Source organism: Streptomyces sp. NPDC001315, assembly GCF_042896175.1.
Taxonomy (GTDB): Bacteria; Actinomycetota; Actinomycetes; order Streptomycetales; family Streptomycetaceae; genus Streptomyces.
Genome location: NZ_JBIAWZ010000033.1, coordinates 48574 through 73323 on the forward strand (window position 1 = coordinate 48574; position 24750 = coordinate 73323).

Here is a 24750-nt window from a genome sequence, read left to right on the forward strand (position 1 = left end):
GCGAACTGAGTGGGATCAGTTACCGAGGTTGTACAACCCAGTGTCCGAATAAGTGTTGGTGACGTAGACGTTGGGGAACAGTTCCTCGGTCGTCCCGTCCGCACGTTCGATATCAGCGATCATCGTGACGCCCACCGGGATGGTGCTGTTCGCGTCCTTGTAGACGGGTGTCACCTGATAGAAGACCGCGTCGTTCGTTCCGAGGCCGGAGGCGGAGTCCTTGATCATTTTCTGCGCGATGGTCTCGTAGGTCCGCATGCTGGGCGTGCCCGTGTTCATCCCGCTCTGCCAGCAGGGGACGAGGTTGAACCGAGTGAGCGCACTCGTGCCCTTTCCGCCGAGGATGCTCGCGATGAGATGACACCGGGACTGGCCGTAGGTGAGGTTGTTCGCCTTCTTGAACGCCTCCGCGTCCTTCATGCCGGTGACGGGATCACTGGTTCCGGTTCCCCCACTGGTCTGCCGACCCAGGCATGCCTGTGCCTGGGTCGGCCTCTCTCCGGCCCCGCCCGCCGGGTCGCTCTGGTTGACGAGCGGAACCGCCTCGGTGGTGTTCTTGAACCAGCCGTCGCCGTTGGGAAGCGAGCCGGCCGGTGGGGGGTCGTTCAGGCAGCTGGCCTGCGGGCCGGTGTCCGGCAACGAGAACGTCAGCTCGAACTGGTCGGCGTCGATCACCCGCTGGTTCTTGAAACCGTCGGCGAGCTGGGTGTCGGCGAACTGCTTGTCGTTAGGCGTGACATGGGCCTGCACGCAGGGTGAGGCGGGGTCCAGGACATGGGCGTCGTTCAGGATGTAGGTGTCCCATTCGCCGTTGCCGAGATTGGGGATCACCTCGACGCACTGCGCGCCGGCGGCACCGCCTTCCTTCGCCTCGCCGAAGGGGAAGTCACCGCAGGAGTCGCTGTCGACGAGCTCCGTCTGGGCTGTGAAGCCGCCGCACGTGCTGGCGGTGCGGTTGGCCACTCCGCTCGTCGACCGGGTCAGGGGGCTGCCCTTCTTCCCCCAGGCGCCGTTGAGGTTCTTCTGCGCCCACGCGTAGGCGGCAACGGCGCCGCCGGCGTCGGAGCTCTGCGCGCTCATCGGCACGACGGGCATGACCGAGGGGACGGCGCAGCCCGCGGTCGAGGTGCCCCCGACCGCGTTGTCACAGCGGATCTTGCGGGGGTTGTCCCACGAGGCGTTCGGGTCGACGGCCGTGGCGCCCGGGGAGGTCACGTACAGCTTGTACGAGGTGAGGAACTCCGCGACGGCGCCCGCCGCGGGGGACGAGGAGTACGTGACGGTGCCGGTGAGGGACTGTCCCACGACCAGGTCGCCGCCGTACCACGGCGCGGTCTTCGTCGCTGTGCAGCCGGTTCCGCAGGCGGCGCGGAATTTGGCGTTGAGAGCGGTGACCTCGCCGATCGCGGAGGTCATCGTCACGGTGACCTGCTCGCTCCACGTCGTGCCGCTCGCGGGCAGTGACGCACTGGTGGAGATCGTCAGGGTGCCGCTCCCGATCTCCGCGCCGTTGCTGTCGCGCAGGATGTAGAGGACGTTCACGCCGGTCACGCAGTAACCGAAGCGCTCGTAGGAGTAGTTGCCGGGGCTGGTGACGGAGCAGCTGCCGGCGGCAGTGGCAGTGGCGGCAAGGCTCTGCGGCTGTGCCGTGGTACGCGGGGCCAGGGCGGGGCTGGTGCTCACACACGCCTCGACGGCGCCCGCCCGGCGCTCCTTCGAGCCTGCCTTCGTAGCCTCGCAGCGTTCCCCGGACTGCTTGGGGAAGGCGCTGGTCACGGTGGCGGGGGCCGGAGCGGCGGCCCGGTCCGGCGGGTCCACCCTCCCCACCTGCCGCGGCTTCTCGTCCGCGGTCTGCTGTGCCGTGGCCGTACCCGCCGTGGTGAGTCCCAGCGTCACCGCGGTCAGTACGGCCAGTACGGTCGACCGGGCCCGTATTCGAGCTGCGCCTCTGGGGCGTATCTCGTGCATGTGCGTCAGATCTCTCTTCCTTGATTCTTTGTCTTGGCGGAGGTGGAAGGGGGGCACCGGAGATGCGGTGCCCCCCGGGGCAGCGGTGGGTGGGCCGCGCTCTACCGCGTCAGGGCCGGACGAAAGGAACGCACTCGTCAGCTGACCAGGTCGTAGAGGCCCTTGGTGATGCTGGAGATCTTGTCCTCGGCAACGTGCGTGATCTCGCCGATGACGGGCTTGACGAGACTGCCGCCGGACTTTGCGGCTGCGCCCAGCCACTTGGACTGGCCGTAGGTGACCAGGCTCAGGCCGGTGCCGGCGGCGGACCACCAGAACTCGCTGCTGGTGAAGCCGTGTTCGATGCCGGTGAAGAGAGTGCCGAGGGCGCTCGCACCCGTGGAGACGCCGGCGAAGAAGCCGGCCGCGGCCAAGGCCGGCGGGAAGACGACGCTCGCGAGAGTGCAGCCGGCGGCCAGGAAGCCGGCGCCGATGCTGACCGCGTTGGCCGCGTCGGCATAGAACTGGGCGTCGTTCCACCACTCGTCGGAGTCGGCGGGGTCCTTGGTGCCGTTGGGGTTGACCTGGTTGTTCCGGTCGTTGGCGGCGGGGTCACGCTTGGCGTCGCGGTCCGCCTTGGCCAATTCGGCGGCTTCCTTGGCCTTGGCGGCCATTTCGGCCCGGTGCTTCTCGGCGGCGATCCGCTTGGCGTCGGAGTACGCGGCGGCGGCCTCCTTCGCGTCCGCCTGTGCGGCAAGCATGGCGGCACGGGCGGCGTTGGCCGAAGCCTGGGCGTCGGCGGAGGACTTGAGGGCGGCCCGCGCCGAGTCCATCGCCTTGTTGGCCGAGTAGTTGGCCGAACGGGCCGCGCTACGGGCGGTCGCGGCAGCCGCCTTCGCGGTGTCGGCGGAAGCCTGGGCGTCAGCGGCCGACTTGTCGGCGGCGTCCGCGTTCGCTCGCGCCTCGTCCGCGTAACTGTCGGCCTTGGCGGCCGAGTCGATCGCCTTGTCCGCCCACTCCTGGGCCTTGGCGGCGTTGTTACGGGCCTCGTAGGAGGCCTTGGTCGCCAGCGCGGCGTTCTCCTGCGCCTGCTCGGCGATCTTCGCGGCGGCGGCGATCGCACCGCGGATCGCGGCGACATGGGTGGCGGTGTCGTGGTCGAGCTGGGCCGTCCGGAACTGCACCACGGAGATGAAGTTGCGGAGCATCCACGCCGGGCCCTCGAGGGCGACCTCGGCGTAGGCCTTGGTGAAGGCGCCGGCGGTGGCGATGAGCTGGCTGGCGAGGACCCTGTCGTCCTCCTGTTGCGCCAGCGGGTAGTCGTGGTCGAAGAAGTAGTTGAGGGAGTCGGTGGTGTTCTCGTCGAGTGCCTTGTTGGCGGCGGCGGTGACGGCCTTGCCCGCACCATCGGAGATGATCTTGCTGATCGCGACGCGCAGCTCCTCGTCGGAGGCCTTCTTCATGCCGCTGGTGAGGAAGTCGCCGACGGCCGTGGAGCTGGAACTCTCCAGGGCGAGCTGGGCGGCCTCGGCGATCTTCGGTGCGGCGATCGTCGCCACATGGAGGGTGGTCTCGCGGTCGTCCTGGCCCTGGGCGACGGCCCGGTCGAGGTCGATCCAGGCGAAGATGTCGTCGTCGGAGCCGGCCAAGGCGTGCTGGGCGGCCTGCCGGGTCCAGGCACCCCGGGCGTCGATCAGGCCGATCGCGGCCTTGCGCCCCAGGGTCGCGGCGAGTGCCAGATCGCCGGAGTACAGGGCCTGTTCGGCCCTGGTGGTGAGGTCCTTGATCTCCTGGGTGGTGCGGTCCGCCAGGAGCCGCTTGTCGCGGACGTCGGACAGCTCGGTCGCCTCGATGGAGGCGAGCAGCTGCGCCTCCTCGATCGCCTGCTGCTTGTCCTGCTCCAGGGTCTGCGCCTCGGCGGCGCGGGCGTTCTTCTCCACCTCGATGGCGTCGGTGACGGCCTTGGTGGCGACGTTCGCTGCCTTCACGGCCTCATCGGCGTGCGCGGTCGACTTGTTGGCGTAGTCGATGGCCTGGCCCGCGTACTTCACGGCCTCCTCGGCGGCGGCTGCCGCCTTGTCGGCGTGGTCGGCGGCGGAGTTGGCGGCGTCGCGGGCGGTGCGGGCCGCGGTGGCGGCGGTGCTGGCCAGGGCCTGCGCGGTGGAGGCCGCGTTGGTGGCACGGTTGGCGGCAGTGGTGGCGATGGCGGCCTGACGCTTGGCCTCTTCGGCCTCCGACTGGGCGACACCGGCGGCGGCGGCGGCCTCGGCGGCAGCTGTGGCGGCGGCGGCCGAGTTGCGTGCGGCGGAGGCGGCGGCCCGGCCGGCGGCCGCGGACGCATCGCCGGCGATGGCGGCCTTGTCGGCGGCCTGGGCGGCGCTACGGGCCTTGGCGGCCGCGTTCCTGGCGGCGACCGCGGCGTTCTTGGCCTCCTCCGTCTTGCCCGCATCCTTGGAGGCGGCTATCGCTGCCTTGTAGGCACGGGCCGCGGCGCTGCCCGCCTTCGAGGCGGCCTGAGCGGCGCCGGTGGCCGCCCAGGAGGCGCGGCGGGATGCACTCACCGCGGCATTGGAGGCGTTGATGGCGTTGCGTGCGGCGTCCGCCGCGCCCTTCGCCGCGCTCGCCGCCTTACGGGCCGCTGCCGCCGACTTCTGCACATCGTTCTGGGCGGCGGACGCCTCGGCAGCGGCCTTCTCGGCGGCTTCCTTGGCCTTCCCGGCGGCGGTCTCGGCGCGGGCCGAGGCCTCCACGGCCAGGTTGGTCTCGCTTTCGGCGCGCTTGCCCTCGCGCTCGACGAGGGCCACCAACTCCTCGATGGTCGCCGACTCCTGGTCACGTGCGCGCGCGATGTGCTGGCCGGTCTCGATGAACCACTCCACATCGGTCGCGGCGCCGTCGAGCGCACGGCTCGCGTACTTCTGCACTTCCGGGCCACCGGTCATCAGCATGGTGCTGACCTGGACCCGGGTGTCCTCCAGGCGCGAGTCGTACTGCTTGTCGGTGAGGAAGGTGATGAGAGCCGGTTCGGTGGCGGTGTCGAGGGCGGTGTTGGCGCTGCGCACCACCGCCTTGCCGCCGGTGGTCGAGACGGTGGTGGTGGCGACTCGGAGATCTTCGAGGATGGCCGGTTTGAAGCTGTCCTTCAGGAACGCGGCGATCGCGGCGTCGCCGTTGTCGAGGGCGGCGACAGCCTCCCGACGCAGGCCCTTGCCCGCACGGTCCAGGCTGCGGACGATCGCGACCCGGTTGTCCTCCACGGTCTGCCTCGGCAGCGTCTCGGCGAGGAAGGTCTGGATGTCGGCGTCCGAACCGTAAAGGGCCACGGCGGCGGCGGCCTTGACGCCCTTGCCACCGGTCAGCCACGCCCTGACGACCTTGGCGCGCTCGGTGTCCGGCAGCGGCACCGGTTCGGGTGCGGTGCCTTCGGTGGCAGCGGCGGTGGCCGGCATCAGGACCGAAGGAGTGGCCGCGACGGCGGTCGCGGCGGCGAGCGCACCGAGCACGCGGCGTCTGCTCCAGAAACTTGTCTGCATAAAGGGATTTCCTCGCGTGAGAAGAGGGATGAGCTCCGCTGAAACCGCGCGGGCAGGATCCGGCATGGGTATACGTGGGAACGTCGATGAATGGCGGTGACCCTACCAACTCACCACAGTAAAAGTGGAGGCAAAGGACCGGGAAGGTCGTAGGCGCCACGCGAGGTGTTGCTCAATTGTCGCTTCTTTCCGCGCAACCCTTTCGGGGAGTGGTGAACGTCACGTCTGACGCGTCGTCAATATCCGTTTTTCGAGCGGGTTTTGACGGTTGACCAGCGCTCCGCCTTGTGTTGCCATGGTTGCGTTCGTGAAGACCGTGCAGGTCTGCAGCCCTCGCGGTGAGAGGTCGGGCGAGCCTTTACGAGGTGGCTGCGACACCCCTCGATATGAGGGTTATTTCGCATGTCTGCCATTCCCTTTTTGAGGCGGGGGGTGCAATGAGGGAACATGGCGTAATGGCTGTGAAGGGCGAATAAATCGACTTGTTGCGCGGATTCTTGGCGCGGCGGCGGCAGGCGCACTTGCCGTACTCGCCACGACCGCTGGTGTCCTTGTCCCGCCGTCCGAGAAGGCCGACACGGCGAGCGTCGCAGACAGCACCCCCGGCCATGCCGTGGAGGACTTCGACTGCCCGCAGGCCGACAAGATCCTGGCGGAGAAGAACCTCGTCCTGAAGCGCGGCGACGGCCACATCACGCTCGCCGACTGAGTGGTCGGCACCGGGCAGCTCGAGCTCCCGGCCCGCCACAACAGCGGCAAGGTCTGCTTCAAGGTCGTCGGCAACGAGAGCTGGCCGACCTTGGAGATCCCCGCCGTCTACTCGGTCAAGGGCAACGACTGCTCCACCATCGTCGACATGACCGTCGGCACCGAGGAGAAGGCATTCGACATCGCCCGGAACGCCTGGACTCCGGTGGGCGAGGCCGCCGAACCGGAAGGCCCAGCCGTCCCGTGACCGCCATGCTGCGGTCCGGCGTGTACCGGACGAGCAGTCCTCGCTCCGAGGGAAATACTCACCCATGAGTCGTTGCGGGGTTGTAGGGATCGCCCCGTTGGCCTGGTGATCGATTCGGTGGTTGCGGTGGTGCTGGAACCTTGTGGTCCTGCTGTTGTGTCGGTGTGGATGGGTAGGGTCCGGTGATGGGGAAGATCGAGGTCGTTCCGGAGAAGGTGGCCTGGGTTCTGGTGTGTGACGGGCGGGTGCTGGTGACGCGCAACCGGGGTGTGGATGTCTTCTACTTCCCGGGCGGGAAGCGGGAGCCGGGTGAGTCCGATGCCGAGACCTTGGCGCGCGAGATCGCCGAGGAACTCCAGTCCCGGGTCGATACGGCCACGATGGTGCACGTCGGCACCTTCGAGACGCGGAGGGATTACGACGGATGCACCGAGTTCCGGATGATCTGTTACACCGCCGAGTACACCGGTCCGCTGGTTGCCTCAAGGGAGATCGCAGAGTCGGACTGGTTCGGCTATGGCGATCGTGCGCGGGTCTCGGCAGTGGACCAGATGGTGTTCGACGTGCTTCACACCTCTGGCCAACTGCTTTGAGGAGCAGGCTCACGGTGTGAGGCTCTGTGATCCACGACTTGCCGAGCCGTATGGCCAGGAAGATTGAGGTGGATGCGGAGTCCGGCTGCTGGTTGTGGACCGGCAGCTGCAACCGGGCGTCCGGCTCTCGTCGGTGCCGCCACACTCGATGCTGCAACCCGAACCGCTTGGAGGCCACCCCGGCGATGTGACATCTCGTGACAGATGAGAGGGTCAGGCGGGTGAGTGAGACACCGATGAACACCCTGCAATACCGCTTTGACGGGCCAGAAGACGCCCCGGTCCTGATTCTCGGTCCCTCACTGGGTACCACATGGCACAGGTCGTAACGATCGTCCATGGGTGTCCAGCCGCTCCGGGGCGCGCATAAAATTGCAGGTCAGGTCCCTATGGTTCGCGGGTGTCCGCTCAGTTCGTGACAGCGGCGTGAGAGAGGGCGAAGCAGTGAAGCCCTTCCGGGAACCATCCCCCGACGGGGCTTCTGCTCGGAGCCATGAGACGAAGCCCCGCCGGAGCGCTCCGGCGGCGCTTCGCCGTGATCTCGACTGTGCTTGCGCGCATGACCGCGTTCGGCTCCGCACACAGTGCGCGCTCCTGCGATGCTGGCGGGACGCTGGATTTGCGATTGCGCCCATCTGGGAGGGGAGCCGTAAGACGACGCAGCCGCGCCGGGAAGCCGACGGGGCTGTTCCAGCCGCTGGGTCTCACCGGATCACTTCAGCCGGGCACCGGGACAAGGCGCTGGAGTACGGCAAGGGCATCTGGATGCGTTACAGCTGCCGACTCATGCAAGCGGTTCGACGGGACTGCCTCCTGGTTCAGACAGGGCGGCGAGATCATCTACCGTCGGCGCCGGTGCGTCATGCTCGGGCGCTGCTGATACGGGCTCGCCGCAGTGGCGCTCCTGCTCGGTGGAGGCTGGCGAGTGCCTGCCGGTAGGAGGCGATCAGTCCGGTTTCCAGATAGTCGACTCCCAAGTCCTGGCAGTAGCAGCGGACGATGGACCGGGCCTTGCGCAGGTGGGGGCTGGGCATGCTGGGGAACAGGTGGTGTTCGATCTGGTGGTTCAGGCCGCCCAGGGCGAGGTCGGTGAACCAGCTGCTGCGTACGTTGCGTGCGGTGAGGACCTGCCGGCGCAGGAAGTCGGGGCGGTCGTTGCCGGTCAGGGTCGGCATGCCCTTGTGGTTGGGGGCGAAGAGGCAGCCGAGGTAGAGGCCGAACAGGCCCTGGTTGACGGCCAGGAACGCGATCGCCATGCCGGGTGGGAGGACGAGGAACAGTGCGGTCAGGTAGGCGGCGATGTGCCCGTAGAGCAGCGTGCCGTCCAGGGCGCGGTTCTTCAGGGTGCGGTTGCCCAGTGCTCGCGCGCTGGAGACATGAAGGTTGACCCCTTCGAGCAGGAGCAGGGGAAAGAAGAGGAACGCCTGCCGACGGCCGACGATCCTCGGCAGTCCGGTCGCGGCGCGGGCCTGGTCCTGGGACCACACCAGCAGGTCCGGGGCGATGTCGGGGTCGAGGTCCTCGTGGTTGGGGTTGGCGTGGTGGCGGGTGTGTTTGTCCTGCCACCATCCGTAGCCCATCCCGATCGCGGCCCCGGCGATGCGGCCGGCCGTCTCGCTGGGCCGGCGCCGGCGGAAGACCTGGCGGTGCGCGACGTCGTGGGCGAGCAGAGCCACCTGCCCGAACATCACGGCGAGGAACGCGGCGAGCGCCAGGGTCCACCACCTGGCGCCGATGGCGACGAACGCGCTCCAGCCCCCGGCGTAGGCGACGGCCACGACGACGGACCGGACGGTGTAGTAGCCGGGGCGCCGGTTCATCAGGCCGGCCTCGGCGATCTTCTTCGACAGGCGGGCGAAATCACTGCCACCTGCGGGGGGAGGCGGGCGACGGCGCGGGGCATGCGTGGTCATGGTGTCGGAGTGTCCTTCCCGGCTGACGGTTGCTCGGTCAGGAGTTCGACATCCACGAACTGGCTCTGGAGGATGCCGCTCACCGTGGACAGCGGCCGAAACTCGACCGCTATCGCACCCACAAGTTCCTCAGCGCCTATGCCGTGACCGTCAGCCCGGACGGTGCGCAACTGACGTACAGCGAGATCGCCGTATTCCTCACCAGCCAGGCCATGATCACCGTCCGCAAGGACGACGGCGTCGACATCGAGGACGTCGTCGCCCGCTGGGACGAGAGCCCGGACCTGGCCGGCCACGGCGTCGGATTCCTGCTGCACGGTCTGCTCGACCATCTCGTGGACGGACACTTCGCCGCGGTCCAGCAGTTGGACGACAGCATCGAGGAGCTGGAGGGTCTGCTCTTCGCGGCCGGGCGCCGTGAGATCGAAGCCGTGCAGCGCCGGGTTTTCGCACTGCGTAAGTCGCTCGTCCAGCTGCGCCGCGTCGTGCTCCCGATGCGTGAGGTGGTCAACACCCTCATGCGCCCCGGCCTGCACCTGATCAACGACCCTCTCGCCCCGTACTACCAGGACGTCTACGACCACGTGCTGCGTGCCACCGAGTGGACGGAATCACTGCGGGACCTGGTGGCCTCGGTCATGGAGACGAACCTCTCGGTCCAGGCCAACAGCATGAACCTGATCATGAAGAAGGTGACGAGCTGGGCCGCGATCATCGCCGTACCCACCGCGATCACCGGCTACTACGGCCAGAACCTCCCCTATCCCGGTTTCGGCCGCGAGTCGGGATTCATCACCTCCGCCGCCGTCATCGTGCTCCTGTCCGCATTGCTGTATCTGACGTTCAAGCGCAAGGACTGGCTCTGACCGGCATCGGCACCGGCGACCAGGTCCCGAAGGCAGGAAACTGCCTGGTCATCCCGGGCTTTTCGGACCGGTGGGCGGAGTAGTGTGAAGACACCGGGAGTTCTTCGCGCACCGGCTCCGCTGCGGGTGCCGTTCCCGGTGATCGACAGCGCCGGGCCGCACCCACGAGCCCGGGGACGGGTCCGCGCCATGGCCGTGACCATTGACCGTACGACATCGAGCACATGTGCGCCGCCGCAGCCGGCCCGGCTGTCCCTGACGCCCGCGCCGGGCGGGCTGGACGGTATGTGGTGGCCTCGCTCCCGTGCCTTCACCCGTGAGCTGCCGTCGTTGACGGCCGCATTGGGCGATCGCTGGGGTCGTATCACGGGTGTCACCGTGCACCCGGCGTACTGGCCCGTCCTGCCGCATTGGGTGTCCTACGCCGGGCGCACCGTGCAGGTGGGCTGGTCCACCGAGGAGCAGGATCCCCACAGGCTCACTCTTTTCTCCGCTGACGGCCGCTGGGACGTGCTGGTGATTCCGCCGGAAACCGGTGCGGATGCCGCCGCGCAGCTGATGGTCGGCGACGGCGTCGATGCCTCGGCCCGGGAGCAAGCAGCAGACGGGATCGATGCACGAGACAGGGAAGAAGCCTGGGAGGCCGACGGCGGAGCAGGTCTACCGTCGTCCCTGCCCCCCCCCGGCCCATCGGCTCGGCAGTGCCTTCGCCCGCCGGTCGGCGGAGGTGAGATCCCATGCTCGTCATCGCCGTGGCCGTGCTGCTCGTCCTGATCGCCGTCGGAGTCGTTCTGATCCACCAGCTCAATGGTCAGCACGATGAACGGATTGCTGCCTTCCACTACAGCGATGTCCTGCCGGGGATCGGGCGTCGGCCCCGGAGGCGCCGTCGGTCGACGGTGGACGCGAGCGTTCCGATGCGCCCCACCGCGACGGCGGCCGCGGATGACATCGACTTCGGCCCGACGGACGGTAGAGGAAGGCGCGTCATGGCGATATTGCGAGACCGGAAGACGTACCGCGAGAGGATCATGCAGGCTCTGTACCAAGCCGCCGAAGGCAATCGCCTCCTGGGCGTCGATGGGGCGAAGCTCCGCACCGACCTCGGCATCCCTGAGCAGGACATGGCCGCTGCCTGCACGTACCTGGCGGGTGAAGGCTGGGTCGTCGTGGACTGGGGGAGGGGCAACACGCCCGCGATGATCACGCTGACGCACCAGGGGATCCGGCAGATGGAGACGGAAGAGGAAGGGCATGGCTGAGCCGCCGCGTCGGCTCATCGGACCGATGCGAACCTTCGCAAAGATGGTTCATGTCGGATTAATCCCTTTGGCGTAACATGAATAGCGGGTCGGCGCACGCTCACGTGCAATGACCCGGAAGGGCGGCTCCGGCGGGTATACGCCGGAGCCGTTGCCTGTTTCCGTAACCGCGCCCTGCGGCGAAGCGCTCGCGCGAGCGTCGTACGGAGTACGGTGAGCGAGCAGGGTCGTATCGCGGTCGCATGCCTTGCGGTCGCATTGACCTTCGCGGACGGGCGGACATCATGGCCGACTCAGACACCCCCGACCACCTCCCCCGGCTCCTGCCGGACGCCGTTCACCGGTCGGTGAGACCGGGGACTGCCCTGCTGCGGTTGGAGACGACACACGCACGCGAGGGAATCCTGGACGGTGCCTGGTGGCCGCGGTCCCGGGACATCGGTGCCGAGCTCCCCTCGCTGATCTCCGCGTTGACCGAGCATCTCGGGCTCATCACCCGGGTCGGTCTGGACGGGAGCGCCTGGGACGGACTGCCTACCCGGGTGATGGTCGACGGCCGAGCCGTCCACATCGATTCCTTCCCGGTCGGTGACGACACCGTCCTCATCAGCCGGGGCGAGCGGGACCATTTCTCCCTGATGCTGGTCCCTCCGGACACGTCGCCCGACGCGGCACGCGCCGCGATGGCCAGGGCCGTACGGGCCGACAACGTCACCGAGGCCAGGCAGATCCTCATCGAAACGGCCAGCGACACGCCACCTACGCCGGCCTGACACGTCCGTCGCAGATCGACTCTCCACCGGCCTGGACGCTAGATGCGGGCGAACTCCTCCGTCTGCTGGGCGAATTCCTGGGCCATGGCAGCGCTGACCGTGGGCTTGGTGTCGCGGATCGTGTCCAGGTAGTCGTCGGTGGTGGGGGTGGTCCGGGTTCCGGTGTCGAAGGTGCGCTCGAACTGGGCCTGGGAGACGGTGCGCGCCGCGTGGGCGATGTCGGCGGGGGTGAACCCCTCGCTGGCGGACGCGAGTACCGCGCTGTCGGCCCGTGCGCCTGCTCGGGCCAGGTAGCTCTCCCACAGCGCGGTCCTGGCGGTGTGGTCGGGAGGGCCGATCGGCAGCACGTAGTCGAAGCGGCCGTGCCGCAGGAACGCGGAGTCGAGCGTGGTCACGTTGTTCGTGGCGCAGACGAGCAGCCGTCCGTCCTGGCTTCGGAACCGGACGATCGCCTTGAGCAGTTCGTTGACGACGCCGACAGCGGTCGCGTCCGCGCCGCCGCGTTCGCCGGCGACCTCCTCGACCTCGTCGATGAAGACGAGGACGTGGTCGAGCCGGGCGATCTCGTCGAAGCGCCGGTTCAGCCCGGTCGCCAGGCCGTACTCGGCGGCCAGACGGGCGGGGAACAGTTCGAGGAAGGGCCATCCCAGGCGGCTGGCGATCGCGTGCGCGAACGTGCTCTTGCCGGTCCCGGGCGGGCCGAACAGCATCACCGCCCGTGGCAGTTCCACTCCGTGCTGGGCGGCCAGTTCGGGATGGGCCAGCGGCAGGACCAGGCGCCGCTCGATGAGCTGCTTCTCCCGTTGCATGCCCGCGACCTTCTGCCACAGCCCCCCTGGCGGCAGCTCCGCTCCGAGCGAGGACAGCGTGCCGGCCGACTGCGGGGTCACCGGTCCGCGTTTCTCGAAGAAGACCAGCCCGGGGCGGGCGCCGAAGTCGCAGTTGCGCAGGGCGGTGGCACCGGTCTCGCCCTCGGGCAGGGCGGCGTGCACCGCGCGGACGCCGGCGGCGAAGAGCCGTTGCTCAAGGGCGGTGATCAGGGCACTCCCCAGCCCGCGCTGCCGCCAGCCGGGCGCCATGCAGATGCGCAGGATCCATGCCCGTTCGCCCTCCACCCTGCTCACCGCGGCGCCGATCAGCACGTCGTCGGCCGTGGCCACCACGGCCGGGTGGCGGGTCTGGAGGGCCGTCACGGCGTCCGAGAGCGGGAAGAGCGGCGGCTCCTCGGTCGTGCCGCTCTGCATGTCGACACGGATCACCGCTTCGAGATCGTCCTGGGTGTAGTCCCTGACCCGCCAACCCGTCATGATCAGCTCCGCGTGTTCGGCCGTACCCCCATCATCAGCCGGTGCCCGGAGGACGCGCGCGACGGGCGATGGTCACGAATCCTCCCTGATGCCACGGGTAGCTCGGGCCGTAGTCGGCTTCACGGCGCGCTGCCTGCCGCGCTGAGGGACTTGTCGGTGCGGCCGGTGCCGGCCGGTGGCGCTGCCACGGCGGGTGCGGCGGCAGCGGTTTCCCGGGCGAGGAAGGAGCCGAGCTCGCCGATCGTGCTCATGAGGGGGGGCCGGGAAGACGACGGTGGTGTTCTGGTCGACACCGATCTCCACCAGGCTCTGGAGATTGCGCAGTTGAAGCGCCAGGGAGCGTGACCTGCACACGCCGGTCGACGGTGGTGACGTCGAGGATCTGGCGGATGTCCAGGTTGAGTTTGATCCCGTCCGTCTCCGAAAGCGTCTCGCCGAGCATGTGCCGGCCGACGACCTTCCGCAGAGTGGTCTGGCGATCTGGTTGATCGCCGCGTTGACGTTCTCCACGGCGACGACCGACTTCACGGCGTCGACGACCCGGAAGCAGGCGACCGCCGACACGTCCACGCTCACGTTGTCCCTGGTGATGATGCCCTGGGACTGGATCGGCATGGTGACGCCCCGCAGCGACTCCCGGTGCAGGGCGTCGACGAAAGGGATGATGAACCGCAGCCCCGGGGAGCGTGTTCCGACGAGTCGGCCGAAGCGGAACAGCACTCCCTTCAGGGCTTGCGTGGGCTGCTCCTCGGGACGAGGACCGGGGGTGGGGATCCGCCGGTCGATACCCCTGCATGTGCCTGCGCCGGTTCGTGAGGCACGTCCGGAACCCGGGAAGGCACCGGTCGTGGCGGCCGTCTCACATGCCGATGACCAGGCGACTGGCGCGATCCGTCCGTGCCGGAACGGCCGCTGAGGCGGGGCCGTCCTCCCCGTACTTCCCTGCCTCGTCGGGTTCGAGTGGCCGGTCGGCGGCGGAGACGGCGTGCCGGGTCTCGTCCGCGGCGATGAGAGCGCTTGCGGTCAGCGGTGGGCCGTCGTAGTCGGACGCGGCCTCCATCAGGCGGGCCGCCGACTCCGTCTCGGTCTCGGGCGGGATGACCAGCAGGTCCCAGCGGCCGGTGCCGTAGGAGAGCAGCAGCAGCTTGTGCGGGTCGATCTCCGGGGTGAACCATCCGACCTTGACGACATGACCGCCCACGGGGATCTCGTGCGGGATGACCGGCCAGTACTTCGGGTTGACGGCGATGCGGGTGATGCGGCCCCACAGAGGGTCCAGCACATCGGTCAGTGCGGGCAGCTCGCTCAGCAGGTCTCGGGAGCGGGGCCACCAGGCACCGTCCAGGAGGCCGCGCGACGGGCCGTCGGTCTTCAGCGCGAGACGCACGGCCGGGGCTGCGACGGGCTCGTGGTGTGGCAGGAGTTGGTGCAAGGTCGCCGACATGATGCGGACCCGTCTCCGGGCCGCCTTGGCGGCGCCCCGGGTTTCGTCTCTCGCCGAGAACGACCCGGCGTGGAAGCCGGTGTGCGAAATGTCCTCGGTGCTGTCCACGGTACTCCGCACACGCCGGGGCGGTTGTGGAGGCGCCGCCGGATCCGTGAAGCGGCTGTCGATACCGGCGGGCAGTGGGCTGAGGGCGCCGGGGCACGTCGTACGCCGGCTACCGGACCGGTCTCACGCCCGACGGCTCGCATGCCCTGGCCGGCACTCCTTGGCTGTATTGCGCGGGAGGTTTTCCTCGTGTTTTGTTCAACCCGTCGCTCCGCATCGGTCCGCCGGGCGCGGGCGGGGAGTATCCTGGTGATTACCGAGAGCATCTCGTACACCGGCTTCCACGCCGGGTCGTTCTCGGCGATTCATCACAACCGGGCCGGCCGTGACCGGCCCGGGGTTGGGTCCCCGCCATGACCGCGACCATTCCGTTCACACCCGCAGTCGGAGGCCGGGCTCCTTCTTCGTCACCGCTCCGACTCACGCTGGCGCGGGCCGGCGCCCCTCCGGCCCTGATCGACGGTGCCTGGTGGCCCCGTTCGCGCAACCTGACGGAGGAGCTCCCGGCGCTCGTCGAATGGCTCGACCCGCTGTGGGGGCGGATCACCCGGATAGCGGTGAGCCGCACGTTGTGGCCGGTCATCCCGGGTGAAGTGCCCGCGCACGGCCACATGGTACGCGTCGGCTGGTCCAACGCCGGGCAGGACCCGCACAAGCTGTTGCTGCTGTCCCACACCTTCGGCCGCTGGGACCTGCTGGTGATCCCACCGGAGACAGCCCGGGCCACCGCAGCCCGGCTCATGGCCACGGCCACCGACCCGTTGCGGAGCCTCACGGCGACCGGCCTGATCCATGAGGCCGAACGTTTCCGGGCCGCGGCAGAGGCAGCGGCCGACTCGGACTCGCTCCGGGAGGCGGTCTGGGACTCCGAAGGCGGACACGACGCCCCCCACCCCGCCTCACGCACTCCTGACGGACCGGTCACCCGTCACGTGCCCACCGCGGCAGCAGGAGTGTGAGAGATCGGCGGTGGGGGAAAGGCTGCGTGCCGTCGGCCTTTCCCTGGGGGTGCGAGGCTGGCTCACTCCGGGAGGGCGAGGTCGTCGGTGGCGCTCCCGCGCCATTCGATCAGCAGGAGCGTCGCATCGTCCGTCGTGATCCCGCCCCGCGCCCGTTGCAGCGTGTGGGAGAGGGAGCGCGCCACCGTCCGGATCTGTTGGGCCGTGGACTCAAGGCGGTTCACCCACCCGATGAGCTGCTCCTCACCGAATTCCTCACCGCCGACATCGCGCTCCTCTATCAGTCCGTCGGTGAAGCACAGGATCCGGTCGCCGGGGATGAGAGCCACTTCGCTGATCCGGGGCTCGTGACCGCCGAAGCCGACGGGCAGCGTCGTCGGGCCCTGCAGCCGTCGTACGACACGGTGTCCACGGATCAACAGAGGAGCGGGATGTCCGGCGTTGACCCACTGAAGCCTGCCCGTTGCCGTGTTGAGCCGCATCATCTGAGCGGTCACGAAGTGGTCGGGGCCGAACTGATCGGCGACGGCCCGGTCCATGAACGTATAGATCTCCGACAGGCCGACGCTGATGCGCCGGGCATGCCGGTAGGCTCCGATGACCACCGTGGCCATCGTGGCGGCGTCCAGTCCGTGGCCCATCGCGTCGACCATGGCCACATGCAGGACATCGCCGTTGAGGGCGTAGTCGAAGCTGTCGCCGGCCACGTCGTAGGCGGGTTCCAGCATCCCGGCCAGCTCGACCCGGGGCGTGGACATCGCCAGCGGTGGCAGCAGCGACCACTGGATCTCCGCCGCCACACTCATCGGTTCTCTGCGGCGCAGCCGGAAGAACAGATCGGTGTAACCGTGCTTGGTCACCAGCATGTCGGCCACGAGTGAGGCGAGCCTGCGCAGCAGCCGTCGCTCGTCGTCCTGGAGACGGTCCAGGGTGACGGCCATGACGCCCACCTGGTCGCCACCGTCCAGCAGGGGCAGATAGACCCGCACACCGTCGGCCTGCGAAACCTCGACGGGACGCGCTTCCCGGAAGGCGCGTCCGGCGTCGGAGCCGTCGATCGGCTGCGGTTCCCCGGCCGCCAGCCCGTCGCCCGGCAGGGGGACGAGCCACACCTGGCCGTAGTCCTGCAGGAAGAAAGAGGTCTCGCGGCCGTCGAGCCTGCCGATCTGCCGTGCGACGAGCGGACCGAGCTCGTGCGGCGGCAACTCGTGCCCCTGGTCCAGCAGGACTCCCAGAAACTCCTCCCCGAAGTGCTCCGACCGGGTGGAGCCTTCCGCGGGTCCTTGCCGCTCACCGCCCGTCATCGCCGTGGCCCCGGGGGACGTTCGGGCGGATCCTCACGAAGGTGCTGTGCATACGAACTCCCGACGGAGACTCACCGGCCGACGCGGTGGGGAACTTCCGCCCGGACCGTGGGGGCCGATCCACCGACTCCCCAACGAGTCGGCCGTGCGCTCGTGCGGCGAGGACCGGCACAACGGCCACCGGGCGCCCCGCGTCCGAGCCGCGGCGGCTGGCCGGCACCGGCGGCGGCCTCAGGCGGATCGACCTCTTCGCCGTCGTCGTCCGCCGCCGCGAACATCTTGGTGGGGTCCGCGCCGTCTGCCGGCCTGCCCGCAGCATGGATGACTGCCCTGCAGGGCAGTGATCCCGCCTACCAGTAGTGGCGTCGGCCGGCGACGGCGTGTCCCATCGCGCCGAGGATCCACAGGATGGCTCCGACGACCAGCAGGATGATCCCGATGGTCCACAGGATGGACAGGCCGGTGAGGAAGCCGACGACGAGCAGTATGACGCCCAGGATGATCATGATCTCTCCTTCGGGGAGTGGTGTCGGCGCGCCCGCGAACCGCGGTGGGCCGCAAGGGTGTCGGCGGGAACGGCCGATCTCCTCCTTACTCCACACGGTGTGGTCCGTGGCGGCTGACCTGTAGGCGGACCTCGGTGGGCATGTCGGTGAGGCCGGTGGACCGACGCGCGGTGCCGATCGGGCCTTCGCACAGGGCACCGAGAGTGGCGCCGGGCGTGCCCTCGGGGGTGAGGGTGAGGTCAATGCGGGTGCGGTGGCGGGCCGGTCGGCCGGTGATGACTACGGCCGCATGGCCTACCCCTGGCAGGGCACCGGCTTCGTTCGCGATCGCTTCGCTGAGTGCGCGGTCGCGCAGTTCGACGCCTTCCTGCGGGGGTGTGCCGCCGACGGGCAGTGAGCCGGGGCGGTGTCGGCTCAACTGGGCGAGCAGCCACCACAGGGCGAGCAGGGCGGTGAGGACGAGGGCGGCGATGACCGCGGGCCACCACCACCAGCCCTGGCTGCTCCAGCGTGCCCGGTCGGCGGAGCCGAGCAGGACGTCGGCCGGGGTGGTCAGGGGCCAGCCGGCGGGTGGGGCCAGATCGTGCCGCCGGTAGAGGTCGAGCCCGGCGAAGAGGATGAGCAGTCCGCCGCCGAGGAAAACCAGTCCGGCGAGGGCCAGCAGGGTGCGGTTGAGGGCGGATCGCGGCGTCATGGCGGGCTCCGGTGCTCCGGGTTTGTGTCAGCGGGTGCGTCGCCGCGTCCGTACGGCGATGCGGGGAGGACGGGCGAGGGCGAGCCGGTCGCGCTCCTCGGCGAGGACGGCGGTGAGGTCGTCCTTCACCTGTCGGGGGTCTCGGAAGCGGACGTCCGCGCGGGCTTTGATGCGGTGGCGGCCCACCATGACGTGCGCCGCGCCGACTCCGGGGACCCGCATGGCGGCGTCGCGCAGCAGGACGGCGGCGCTGTTGCGGTCCACGAAGGCCCGCAATCGCGGGCAGCCGGCGGGTGAGCGCAGGGGCAGCCAGCGTCGCTGACCGGGGGTGAGGGCCAGGACGATCAGCCAGACGCCGACGGCGGCGGCCACGGCGGCCCCCGTCAGCATCCACACGTCGTCCACCGGGCGGGTCGCCAGTTCGTCGGCCAGGTGCCGCCGCCAGGCCGCCGCCGGACGTCCCACCCGTACGGCGACGACGTCGACGAGCGCCGCGACCGCGGCCACGAGGATCACCGCGGCGACCATCGCCGCCGTGACGCGGCGCGCGGACCACTTGCGATGTGTTCGGTGTCCTCCTTCGCGCTCACCGGCTGTGAGGTCGGAGGTGGACACGTCGCGTTCGGGAGGGTCGGGCTCCTTCGCCAGGGGCACCGCGGCAGGGTGCGTGGTCGACTCGGAGCCGCGGCCCGGGGGACGTGGACCGGATGTCATCGCGATCGCCCTTCCTGCACGGCGTGCCCGATGACCCGGGCCGCCCGGCCGCTCACCGGACCCGCCCCCGGCTCGAGTCGGTGGCGGTCACCAGCCGCCGGACGGTGAGGAGGACCTCTCCCACTCGCAGCCCGGTCAGCTGGGCGACCCGTTCGGCGACGTCCCGCTGGATCCGCTCGCAGACACGGGGGATGTCGGTGGGGTAGGGCAGGTCCATGGTCAGATGCAGGCGCACCGATCCGGTACGGACGGCGGCGGAGGCGTGGGGTGCCGCAGGTCCGCCCCGATCGGGCGGTACCGCGGCGCGCCGCGCCTGCGCCGCGCGCGCGGCCTGCGCGGCGATACGGGCGACCACCCTGTCCGGGATGACGGTGGCGCCCCGCTCGGCCGGGGGCGGCAGCCCGGCGGCCGGCGCCGGCGGGCCCGACCCCTCACCGGGGGAACCGGGCCGGGTCTTCACCGCTGCCTCCGTGTCCGGAGGTCCAGGTCGCCCTGTACGACGAGGCCGACGATCAGCCCCGCCGCACCCAGGACCAGCACCAGCAGAAACGCCCAGAAGCCGCCGAAGTAGCCGGCGAAGCCGAGGGCCATACCGGCCGCGAGTCCCGTCGTTGCTGTGTTCATCTCGCACTCACCCGTCTCGCGAGCGTCCCTCCCGCCGTGATCATCCGCTCGTGCCCGAGGACACGGCGGTGCTCCCGGCAGCGGTCACCTCACGCGGCCCTCGTCCGGTCCGGTCTGTTCCTCCTCGTCGTCGGGCAGGTGGACGTCGTCGACGGCGATGTTCACCTCGACGACCTCCAGGCCCGTCATCCGCTCCACGGCGCCGATTACATTGGTGCGTACGCCGCCCGCGACGTCGACGATGGAGACGCCGTACTCGACGACGACGTCCAGGTCCACCGCGGCCTGCCGTTCCCCGACCTCGACCTTGACGCCGCGGGTGACCGCTCCGCCTCCGCCTGCGCCGGGGACGCGTTCCCGCATGGCTCCGAAGGCGCGGGCCATGCCGGCGCCCAGGCTGTGGATGCCCGGTACCTCGCGGGCGGCCATGCCCGCGATCTTGGCCACCACACCGTCCGCGATGGTGGTCCTGCCCCGTGTCTCGGCCGGAGCCCCGGCCCCGGTGCGGCCCTTGAGCGCGCTCACGCCCGCTTCGGGCCGGCTGCCCCCGCCGACGCTGGTGATGTTGTCCGTCATGGCGGTCGCCTCGATCGGTCGGCCGGACACCGGAATGGTGCCCGTCGAACGTTGGACATACCGGGCGGCCCAATCCTCACGCGTCTGGCATGTGATGTGCGTCACAACTCGTATCGGGGGTACACGATCGTTCCGAGCCTGCGTGGGAGCGTCATGATCGAACGCACTGCTTCCCCACGACTGGGGTGCGACCTGCCCGACCGCCTGCTGGCGGTACGGGCGGCCGAGGGAGACGAGGACTCCTTCGCCGTTCTCGTCCAGCGGCACAGCCGGTCCCTGCTGACCCTGGCCCGTTGCATGCTGGGCAACCCCCAGGACGCCGAGGAGGCCGTTCAGGACGCCTTCGTCAGCGCCTGGCGCCACCTGCCGGAATACCGCCACAGGGCGGAGTTCCACACCTGGATGTACCGGATCACCGTCAACCGCTGCCAGACCATGTGCCACCGACGGCCGCCGCCTCTTTCCCTGGACACCGTCGCCGAACCCGCGGCGGGCGACGCGTGGAGCCAGCCCGCCCGGACCGCCGAGGAGGACGCGGCCATGGCCGCCCTGTTCCGCGCGCTCGCCGAGCTGGACGCCGGACAGCGGGTCTGCTGGATCCTGAGGGAGGTGCAGGGCCTGCCCTACAAGGAGATAGCGCACGTGACGCGTACCGACGAGCAGACGGTACGCGGCAGACTGTTCAGGGCACGCCGATCCCTGCAGGAGGCGATGGGCTCATGGCGCTAGACGACCCGCACACGCGGCCTCCCGAACCGCCCGGAGCCGACGGGCCCCGCAACGGCTGGGCCGCCGCCGACGTGCCCCCGATCGCAGGCGATGAGGTACTGCCCTGCGGCCGCCTGCTCAGCCGGGTCTGGGAACAGGCGCGGGACGCACCACCGGCCGCGGACCCGCACCCGGTGTCCTGTCCATACTGCCGAGAGGCGGTCGAGGGACTGGCCACGGTGAACGCGGCCGCCCGGACGCTGCGCGACGAGGACCCTCCGGGCCTGCACGCACTCGCCGACCGGGTCATGGACGTCGTCAGGGCAGAGGTCCGGTTCGGGCGGCTGCTGCCCCTGGCCGACCCCGACCGGGACCTGCGGATCGCCGAGAGCGCCGCGGCCAAGGTGCTGAGGCGGGCCGCGGACACGGTCCCCGGTGCCAGGGCCGCGACCTGCCGGCTCGTACACGAGGGCAACGGCACCGACGTGCGGGTGACCATGACCCTGGCCGCTGCCCTCGACCGCCCGCTGCCCGACCGGGTCCACCAGGTACGCCGATCGGTCCTCCACTCGGCCGGACAGGACCTGGGGCTCACGGTGACAGCCGTCGACATCACCGTGGCCGACGTACTGGAACCGGGACCGACCCTCGGTCCCCGCCTCCCGACGGGCGGTGGCGGATGATGACCGCCACCGGCACCACCGCGCTCCTCGGCGTCGCGGCCGAGGCAGCCCTCGCGGTTCCTGGCGTGGCCGCCCTGCAGCCCCGCCTCGCCCGGCGCCTCGCGGCAGCCGCCGCGCCCACCCGGGCGGACACCACGCCGCCCGAGGCCGGCGTTCGCGCCGACCGGGCGCCGGACGGTTCGGGATGGCACATCGAGGTGCGCTGCGTCCTGACGGAGGGTCGGCGGGCGCTGGACATCGCCCGAATCGTCCACGACCGGGTGACAGCCGCCCTCGTCACCCACCTCGCCACCCACGGTGCCGCGGAGCCGGTCACCGTCGCGGTCACGGTGACCGGTATCGCCGCCTGGCGCGACGCGGCATGAGCGGCGGCGCGGGCACAGGCCCCGCGAACCGTCGTCCGGCAAGCTGGTTTCCCAGGGCGGAAGCGGCCGCGGGGCCCCCAGGCGGGCAGGTGGTCGCCATGGACGAGGATGACGCGGACGCGGCGCTGCGAGCGGCGCTCGACCGGCTGGCGTTCGCCACCCGGAGCGCGGCGGCGCTGTCGAGCACGCTGGACGCGGTCGAGGGGCTCAGGCGGGTGTGCCGCGTGCTGGTGCCGGGACTGGCGGACTGGTCCGCGGCCGATCTGATGGACGAGGACGGCGCCGTCGAGCGGGTCTGGGTCTCGCACCGTGACCCCAATGCCGCTCTGACCGGCCTGACGGGACCGTTGCCGCCGGTGCCGGAGACGGTGACGGGCCCGCTGTCCCGGGTGCTTTGCGGCGCCGGCCCGCTGCTGTTGTCGGCCGGGCGGCTGCCGACCGCGCAGGAGGCGTCCGATCCGTTGCAGCACATCGCGGCAGGCATTCGGGTGCGGGGGACTCGGGAGGGGGACCCGGAGGTGGGCCGCGTTCAGCAGCGCATCCATGGGGCCGGCTCGACTCAGGCTCCTCCGGTTCAGCCAACGAGCCGGGGGAGCCGCTGACGTGACCGCAGTGACGGCGCCCCGCGATGGCGCCCATGGCCCCGCCGTTGGTGTGGCGGGTGGCGACGGGGAGTTCCACGCGATCTGTGCCATCGTGACCCGGGAGGTGCCCTCGTCCCGCGGGAGCGCTGCCCGCTGTTGTGGGCGCTGGCCGGGAGGCGTGCGGCACGCGGGGACGACGACAGGTGCCTGCGTGGTGACGGACGGCTGGTCCCGACGTGCTCGGTCAGACTCTGGAGGTGGACGAGGCCCTCGCCCGGTTGAGCCGCAGCCTTGCTCCCCGCCTCACCGACCGGGCCGCGGTGGACCTGCGGGTCGGCTCCCGTCCGGCTGGGGCGACAAGTTGCCCTGGCCGCTTTCAGGGCCCTGTCCGCAGTTTCGTGAATCCCCAGGTCAGCGGGGGAACGACGGGCACAGCGCCCACGGCGTGGTGAGGTTCTGTTCGGCAAAAAGGCGTTCCGGAGCAGCCGCCCTGGCGCCCGCGTACGGCCACCTGGTCGTGTCGGTGCCCGCCAGGCGCAACAAGTCGAAGGCGACGAAGTGGGCGGGCCACTGCTCGGCCGCCGGGCAGCGCCGGCACCGCGCCGCTGGAGGCGACCCTGGAGTCGCTCGAAGGCGAGCCTGCTGGATTTCGTACGACCAGCTCGCCGCCCAGGGCCGTCGCGTCGGCAGCTGGACCGTGCCCGGAACGAACCTCGGGGAAGGAAGGTGCGAGGTTCCTGTCCCTGCGCGAGCGCAACACCAAACGCCCGGCATCCAGAGAGAGCAGCGCTCTCCAGCCATCGTTATCCAGACTCTGGCGTGTCTCCTAAGACATGAGCCCGTCGAGCCGCTTTTGTACAGAGCAGCCGTGGCGGCCCCGTCCGCGGGCGAACGCCGGAGCGTGACTGTTCACGGATTGACGCTCACTGCGGTTATTACCAAGCTGGTGGGGGGTTGCGGAAGGGACTGCGGTCGTGAGCGGTGGACAAAGTGGGCTCACCCGATTGCTGACAGCAGCGGAGACAGCGGCGCCGGCGGACGCCGTCGACGTGATCGCGGAGGGCCTGCGGCGGCGTTTCGAGGCCACTAAGGTCTCTTTCCTCATCGTGGACCTGACAGGGAAGGCGGTGGCTCGGCTGTCCACCGCTCCCACTCAGGGTGGGCGGCAGGCCGAGCGGGTTCCCCTGTTCGGCAGTGTCTACGAGGAGGTGATCCGTACCCAGCGCCTGTATCAGGACGCGACCGGCGAGGGGCAGCGGGTGATCGTGCCCGTCACCAACCGCGGGGATGCGATCGGGCTGCTGGAACTGCTCCTGCCGACCGGCCCTGGCGAGGACGTGATCGACGCAGTCGGGGAAGCCGCCCACATCCTGGCCTACATCGTGATCGCCAACGGCCGCTTCACCGATCTCTACACCTGGGGCAAACGGTCCAAGCCGGCCACCCTGGCGGCTGAAATCCAGTACCAGCTGCTGCCCCTGTCGCTGTCGTGCGAGGCCGCACAGTTCACCCTGTGCGGGAACCTGGAGCCCTCCGAGGACCTCAGCGGCGACACCTTCGACTACACCGTGGACCGCGACACCTTGCACGTGTCGGTGACCGATCCCATGGGCCACGACATGGATTCCGCCCTGGCCGCCACGGTCCTGGTGGGCGCCCTGCGCGGTGCCCGCCGGGCGGGCACCGGCCTCGGCGAACAGGCCCACCGGGCAGACCAGGCACTGATCGAACACGGCCACGGTCATGCCACCGGGCAGCTCCTGCGCATCAATCTCCATACCGGGCGGGCCCGGTTCGTCAACGCCGGTCATCCCTGGCCGCTGCGCATGCGCGACGGGGCTGTGGAGACGATTGCCTGCGAGGTGGACCATCCCTTCGGGCTGTCTGAGCTGACTCCCCACCCGTACCGTGTGCAGGACCTCGACCTGCGGCCCGGTGACCGTCTGCTCATGTTCACCGACGGCATGCTCGAACGTCACGGAGAGAAGGTCGATCTGCCCGCCCTGCTGGGGTGCACCCGGAATCTGCACCCGAGGGAGACCGCGCTGGCGCTGACGTCCGCGGTCCGGGACGCCGCCGACGGCCGGCTCGAAGACGATGCCACCGCCGTCTGCCTGGACTGGCACGGCCCCCAGGAGACCCAGCGGCACGTCAGCAGCGGCGCAGACACCCGGCAAGCCTCAGCCGCACGCACGAAGGACCAGTCGTGACCTGGGTGAACGGTGCCAACGCGAATGAGTGCGTTGTGGCAAATGGAGTCCCTGTTCGATGAGCAGGGGCTTCTTCGTGTGCGGGGCATGACCGCGACGGGGTAGGGGCAGGCAGCGGACGG

General features: G+C 70.0%; 25 protein-coding genes and 2 pseudogenes. 13 read left to right on the plus strand and 14 right to left on the minus strand.

The window, feature by feature from the left end; all coding sequences use genetic code 11:
• Nucleotides 1-15: 15 nt before the first annotated feature.
• Both ACFY16_RS40950 and ACFY16_RS40955 read right to left on the minus strand, forming a co-directional pair.
• The gene (locus tag ACFY16_RS40950; RefSeq protein ID WP_390652324.1) at nucleotides 16-1968 is read right to left on the minus strand and encodes a DNA/RNA non-specific endonuclease; all 1953 of its coding nucleotides are present in this window, start codon (nucleotides 1966-1968) and stop codon (nucleotides 16-18) included.
• 137 nt (nucleotides 1969-2105) lie between these two features.
• Complete coding sequence (locus ACFY16_RS40955) at nucleotides 2106-5480, minus strand: ALF repeat-containing protein (protein ID WP_390652325.1); 3375 nt, start codon at nucleotides 5478-5480, stop codon at nucleotides 2106-2108.
• Between the two features lie 709 nt (nucleotides 5481-6189).
• On the opposite strand from ACFY16_RS40955, the gene ACFY16_RS40960 reads away from it, so the two are divergent.
• From ACFY16_RS40960 to ACFY16_RS40970, 3 genes and pseudogenes are all read left to right on the plus strand, one after another.
• Entirely contained in the window at nucleotides 6190-6435 is a 246-nt protein-coding gene (locus ACFY16_RS40960; protein ID WP_390652326.1) for a hypothetical protein, read from the plus strand.
• Nucleotides 6436-6620: 185 nt separating this feature from the next.
• Nucleotides 6621-7028, plus strand: coding sequence for an NUDIX domain-containing protein (locus ACFY16_RS40965; protein WP_390652327.1), 408 nt, complete (start codon nucleotides 6621-6623; stop codon nucleotides 7026-7028).
• A gap of 221 nt (nucleotides 7029-7249) precedes the next feature.
• Nucleotides 7250-7348, plus strand: a pseudogene (locus ACFY16_RS40970) (3-oxoadipate enol-lactone hydrolase); the annotation flags it as partial.
• 540 nt (nucleotides 7349-7888) lie between these two features.
• Here ACFY16_RS40970 and ACFY16_RS40975 read toward each other — a convergent pair.
• Complete coding sequence (locus tag ACFY16_RS40975; protein ID WP_390652328.1) at nucleotides 7889-8941, minus strand: fatty acid desaturase family protein; 1053 nt, start codon at nucleotides 8939-8941, stop codon at nucleotides 7889-7891.
• Nucleotides 8942-8970: 29 nt separating this feature from the next.
• On the opposite strand from ACFY16_RS40975, the gene ACFY16_RS40980 reads away from it, so the two are divergent.
• The 4 genes from ACFY16_RS40980 (at nucleotide 8971) to ACFY16_RS40995 (ending at nucleotide 11842) form a co-directional block, all read left to right on the plus strand.
• Nucleotides 8971-9807 (plus strand): magnesium transporter CorA family protein, encoded by an 837-nt coding sequence (locus ACFY16_RS40980; protein ID WP_390652329.1) that lies wholly within the window; start codon nucleotides 8971-8973, stop codon nucleotides 9805-9807.
• A 189-nt stretch (nucleotides 9808-9996) separates the two neighbouring features.
• Nucleotides 9997-10581 carry a DUF5994 family protein gene (locus ACFY16_RS40985; RefSeq protein ID WP_390652330.1) on the plus strand — a complete coding sequence of 195 codons (585 nt, stop codon included), beginning with the start codon at nucleotides 9997-9999 and terminating at the stop codon, nucleotides 10579-10581.
• 215 nt (nucleotides 10582-10796) lie between these two features.
• Entirely contained in the window at nucleotides 10797-11069 is a 273-nt protein-coding gene (locus tag ACFY16_RS40990; RefSeq protein ID WP_135791221.1) for a hypothetical protein, read from the plus strand.
• A 284-nt stretch (nucleotides 11070-11353) separates the two neighbouring features.
• The gene (locus ACFY16_RS40995; protein WP_356157348.1) at nucleotides 11354-11842 is read left to right on the plus strand and encodes a DUF5994 family protein; all 489 of its coding nucleotides are present in this window, start codon (nucleotides 11354-11356) and stop codon (nucleotides 11840-11842) included.
• Between the two features lie 38 nt (nucleotides 11843-11880).
• Here the strand turns inward: ACFY16_RS40995 and ACFY16_RS41000 are convergent, their stop codons facing one another.
• The 4 genes and pseudogenes from ACFY16_RS41000 to ACFY16_RS41015 all read right to left on the minus strand — a co-directional run bounded on the left by ACFY16_RS41000 (nucleotide 11881) and on the right by ACFY16_RS41015 (nucleotide 14701).
• Nucleotides 11881-13149 carry a bifunctional GNAT family N-acetyltransferase/ATP-binding protein gene (locus ACFY16_RS41000; protein ID WP_356157350.1) on the minus strand — a complete coding sequence of 423 codons (1269 nt, stop codon included), beginning with the start codon at nucleotides 13147-13149 and terminating at the stop codon, nucleotides 11881-11883.
• Between the two features lie 119 nt (nucleotides 13150-13268).
• Nucleotides 13269-13400 (minus strand): hypothetical protein, encoded by a 132-nt coding sequence (locus ACFY16_RS41005; RefSeq protein WP_390652342.1) that lies wholly within the window; start codon nucleotides 13398-13400, stop codon nucleotides 13269-13271.
• Nucleotides 13401-13680: 280 nt separating this feature from the next.
• A pseudogene (locus ACFY16_RS41010) lies at nucleotides 13681-13869 on the minus strand (SPFH domain-containing protein); the annotation flags it as partial.
• Between the two features lie 139 nt (nucleotides 13870-14008).
• A complete protein-coding gene (locus ACFY16_RS41015; protein WP_390652331.1) occupies nucleotides 14009-14701 on the minus strand; it encodes a DUF5994 family protein in 693 nt (230 codons plus the stop codon).
• Nucleotides 14702-15054: 353 nt separating this feature from the next.
• Between ACFY16_RS41015 and ACFY16_RS41020 the strand changes: the two genes are divergently transcribed.
• Nucleotides 15055-15660, plus strand: a complete 606-nt coding sequence (locus ACFY16_RS41020; RefSeq protein WP_388066524.1) for a DUF5994 family protein — start codon at nucleotides 15055-15057, stop codon at nucleotides 15658-15660.
• Nucleotides 15661-15722: 62 nt separating this feature from the next.
• Here ACFY16_RS41020 and ACFY16_RS41025 read toward each other — a convergent pair whose 3' ends face one another.
• From ACFY16_RS41025 to ACFY16_RS41055, 7 genes are all read right to left on the minus strand, one after another.
• Nucleotides 15723-16964 (minus strand): PP2C family protein-serine/threonine phosphatase, encoded by a 1242-nt coding sequence (locus ACFY16_RS41025; RefSeq protein WP_390652332.1) that lies wholly within the window; start codon nucleotides 16962-16964, stop codon nucleotides 15723-15725.
• Between the two features lie 350 nt (nucleotides 16965-17314).
• Nucleotides 17315-17470: a DUF6131 family protein gene (locus ACFY16_RS41030; protein ID WP_099054839.1), complete on the minus strand. Its 156-nt coding sequence runs from the start codon at nucleotides 17468-17470 to the stop codon at nucleotides 17315-17317.
• Nucleotides 17471-17555: 85 nt separating this feature from the next.
• Nucleotides 17556-18164 (minus strand): alkaline shock response membrane anchor protein AmaP, encoded by a 609-nt coding sequence (locus tag ACFY16_RS41035; RefSeq protein WP_158926417.1) that lies wholly within the window; start codon nucleotides 18162-18164, stop codon nucleotides 17556-17558.
• Between the two features lie 27 nt (nucleotides 18165-18191).
• Nucleotides 18192-18818: a DUF6286 domain-containing protein gene (locus ACFY16_RS41040; RefSeq protein ID WP_390652333.1), complete on the minus strand. Its 627-nt coding sequence runs from the start codon at nucleotides 18816-18818 to the stop codon at nucleotides 18192-18194.
• A 112-nt stretch (nucleotides 18819-18930) separates the two neighbouring features.
• The gene (locus ACFY16_RS41045) at nucleotides 18931-19338 is read right to left on the minus strand and encodes an Asp23/Gls24 family envelope stress response protein (RefSeq protein ID WP_030645373.1); all 408 of its coding nucleotides are present in this window, start codon (nucleotides 19336-19338) and stop codon (nucleotides 18931-18933) included.
• A complete protein-coding gene (locus ACFY16_RS41050) occupies nucleotides 19335-19502 on the minus strand; it encodes a hypothetical protein (protein ID WP_030645371.1) in 168 nt (55 codons plus the stop codon). The genes ACFY16_RS41045 and ACFY16_RS41050 overlap by 4 nt, the downstream gene beginning before the upstream one ends.
• A gap of 84 nt (nucleotides 19503-19586) precedes the next feature.
• Nucleotides 19587-20078, minus strand: a complete 492-nt coding sequence (locus tag ACFY16_RS41055; RefSeq protein WP_390652334.1) for an Asp23/Gls24 family envelope stress response protein — start codon at nucleotides 20076-20078, stop codon at nucleotides 19587-19589.
• Nucleotides 20079-20231: 153 nt separating this feature from the next.
• Between ACFY16_RS41055 and ACFY16_RS41060 the strand changes: the two genes are divergently transcribed.
• From ACFY16_RS41060 to ACFY16_RS41080, 5 genes are all read left to right on the plus strand, one after another.
• Nucleotides 20232-20807 (plus strand): RNA polymerase sigma factor, encoded by a 576-nt coding sequence (locus ACFY16_RS41060; RefSeq protein WP_171151366.1) that lies wholly within the window; start codon nucleotides 20232-20234, stop codon nucleotides 20805-20807.
• The gene (locus tag ACFY16_RS41065) at nucleotides 20798-21469 is read left to right on the plus strand and encodes a hypothetical protein (RefSeq protein ID WP_079161233.1); all 672 of its coding nucleotides are present in this window, start codon (nucleotides 20798-20800) and stop codon (nucleotides 21467-21469) included. Before ACFY16_RS41060 ends, ACFY16_RS41065 begins: the two co-directional genes overlap by 10 nt.
• Nucleotides 21466-21834, plus strand: a complete 369-nt coding sequence (locus ACFY16_RS41070) for a hypothetical protein (protein ID WP_351555674.1) — start codon at nucleotides 21466-21468, stop codon at nucleotides 21832-21834. The genes ACFY16_RS41065 and ACFY16_RS41070 overlap by 4 nt, the downstream gene beginning before the upstream one ends.
• Nucleotides 21835-21932: 98 nt before the next feature.
• A complete protein-coding gene (locus ACFY16_RS41075; protein WP_390652335.1) occupies nucleotides 21933-22436 on the plus strand; it encodes a hypothetical protein in 504 nt (167 codons plus the stop codon).
• 956 nt (nucleotides 22437-23392) lie between these two features.
• The gene (locus tag ACFY16_RS41080) at nucleotides 23393-24628 is read left to right on the plus strand and encodes a PP2C family protein-serine/threonine phosphatase (RefSeq protein ID WP_390652336.1); all 1236 of its coding nucleotides are present in this window, start codon (nucleotides 23393-23395) and stop codon (nucleotides 24626-24628) included.
• The last annotated feature ends 122 nt before the right edge of the window (nucleotides 24629-24750 follow it).

What these genes read in the sequence shown, in the direction of transcription:
- ACFY16_RS41025 (WP_390652332.1), bottom strand. Translation starts at nt 16,964, where the DNA reads ATGACGGGCGGTGAGCGGCAAGGACCCGCGGAAGGCTCCACCCGGTCG.
- ACFY16_RS41005 (WP_390652342.1), bottom strand. Translation starts at nt 13,400, where the DNA reads ATGAGCACGATCGGCGAGCTCGGCTCCTTCCTCGCCCGGGAAACCGCT.
- ACFY16_RS41050 (WP_030645371.1), bottom strand. Translation starts at nt 19,502, where the DNA reads ATGAACACAGCAACGACGGGACTCGCGGCCGGTATGGCCCTCGGCTTC.
- ACFY16_RS40985 (WP_390652330.1), top strand. Translation starts at nt 9,997, where the DNA reads ATGGCCGTGACCATTGACCGTACGACATCGAGCACATGTGCGCCGCCG.
- ACFY16_RS41075 (WP_390652335.1), top strand. Translation starts at nt 21,933, where the DNA reads ATGGACGAGGATGACGCGGACGCGGCGCTGCGAGCGGCGCTCGACCGG.
- ACFY16_RS40955 (WP_390652325.1), bottom strand. Translation starts at nt 5,480, where the DNA reads ATGCAGACAAGTTTCTGGAGCAGACGCCGCGTGCTCGGTGCGCTCGCC.
- ACFY16_RS41000 (WP_356157350.1), bottom strand. Translation starts at nt 13,149, where the DNA reads ATGACGGGTTGGCGGGTCAGGGACTACACCCAGGACGATCTCGAAGCG.
- ACFY16_RS40990 (WP_135791221.1), top strand. Translation starts at nt 10,797, where the DNA reads ATGGCGATATTGCGAGACCGGAAGACGTACCGCGAGAGGATCATGCAG.
- ACFY16_RS41020 (WP_388066524.1), top strand. Translation starts at nt 15,055, where the DNA reads ATGACCGCGACCATTCCGTTCACACCCGCAGTCGGAGGCCGGGCTCCT.
- ACFY16_RS40995 (WP_356157348.1), top strand. Translation starts at nt 11,354, where the DNA reads ATGGCCGACTCAGACACCCCCGACCACCTCCCCCGGCTCCTGCCGGAC.
- ACFY16_RS41070 (WP_351555674.1), top strand. Translation starts at nt 21,466, where the DNA reads ATGATGACCGCCACCGGCACCACCGCGCTCCTCGGCGTCGCGGCCGAG.
- ACFY16_RS40950 (WP_390652324.1), bottom strand. Translation starts at nt 1,968, where the DNA reads ATGCACGAGATACGCCCCAGAGGCGCAGCTCGAATACGGGCCCGGTCG.
- ACFY16_RS41065 (WP_079161233.1), top strand. Translation starts at nt 20,798, where the DNA reads ATGGCGCTAGACGACCCGCACACGCGGCCTCCCGAACCGCCCGGAGCC.
- ACFY16_RS40965 (WP_390652327.1), top strand. Translation starts at nt 6,621, where the DNA reads ATGGGGAAGATCGAGGTCGTTCCGGAGAAGGTGGCCTGGGTTCTGGTG.
- ACFY16_RS41055 (WP_390652334.1), bottom strand. Translation starts at nt 20,078, where the DNA reads ATGACGGACAACATCACCAGCGTCGGCGGGGGCAGCCGGCCCGAAGCG.
- ACFY16_RS40975 (WP_390652328.1), bottom strand. Translation starts at nt 8,941, where the DNA reads ATGACCACGCATGCCCCGCGCCGTCGCCCGCCTCCCCCCGCAGGTGGC.
- ACFY16_RS41060 (WP_171151366.1), top strand. Translation starts at nt 20,232, where the DNA reads ATGATCGAACGCACTGCTTCCCCACGACTGGGGTGCGACCTGCCCGAC.
- ACFY16_RS41035 (WP_158926417.1), bottom strand. Translation starts at nt 18,164, where the DNA reads ATGACGCCGCGATCCGCCCTCAACCGCACCCTGCTGGCCCTCGCCGGA.
- ACFY16_RS41030 (WP_099054839.1), bottom strand. Translation starts at nt 17,470, where the DNA reads ATGATCATCCTGGGCGTCATACTGCTCGTCGTCGGCTTCCTCACCGGC.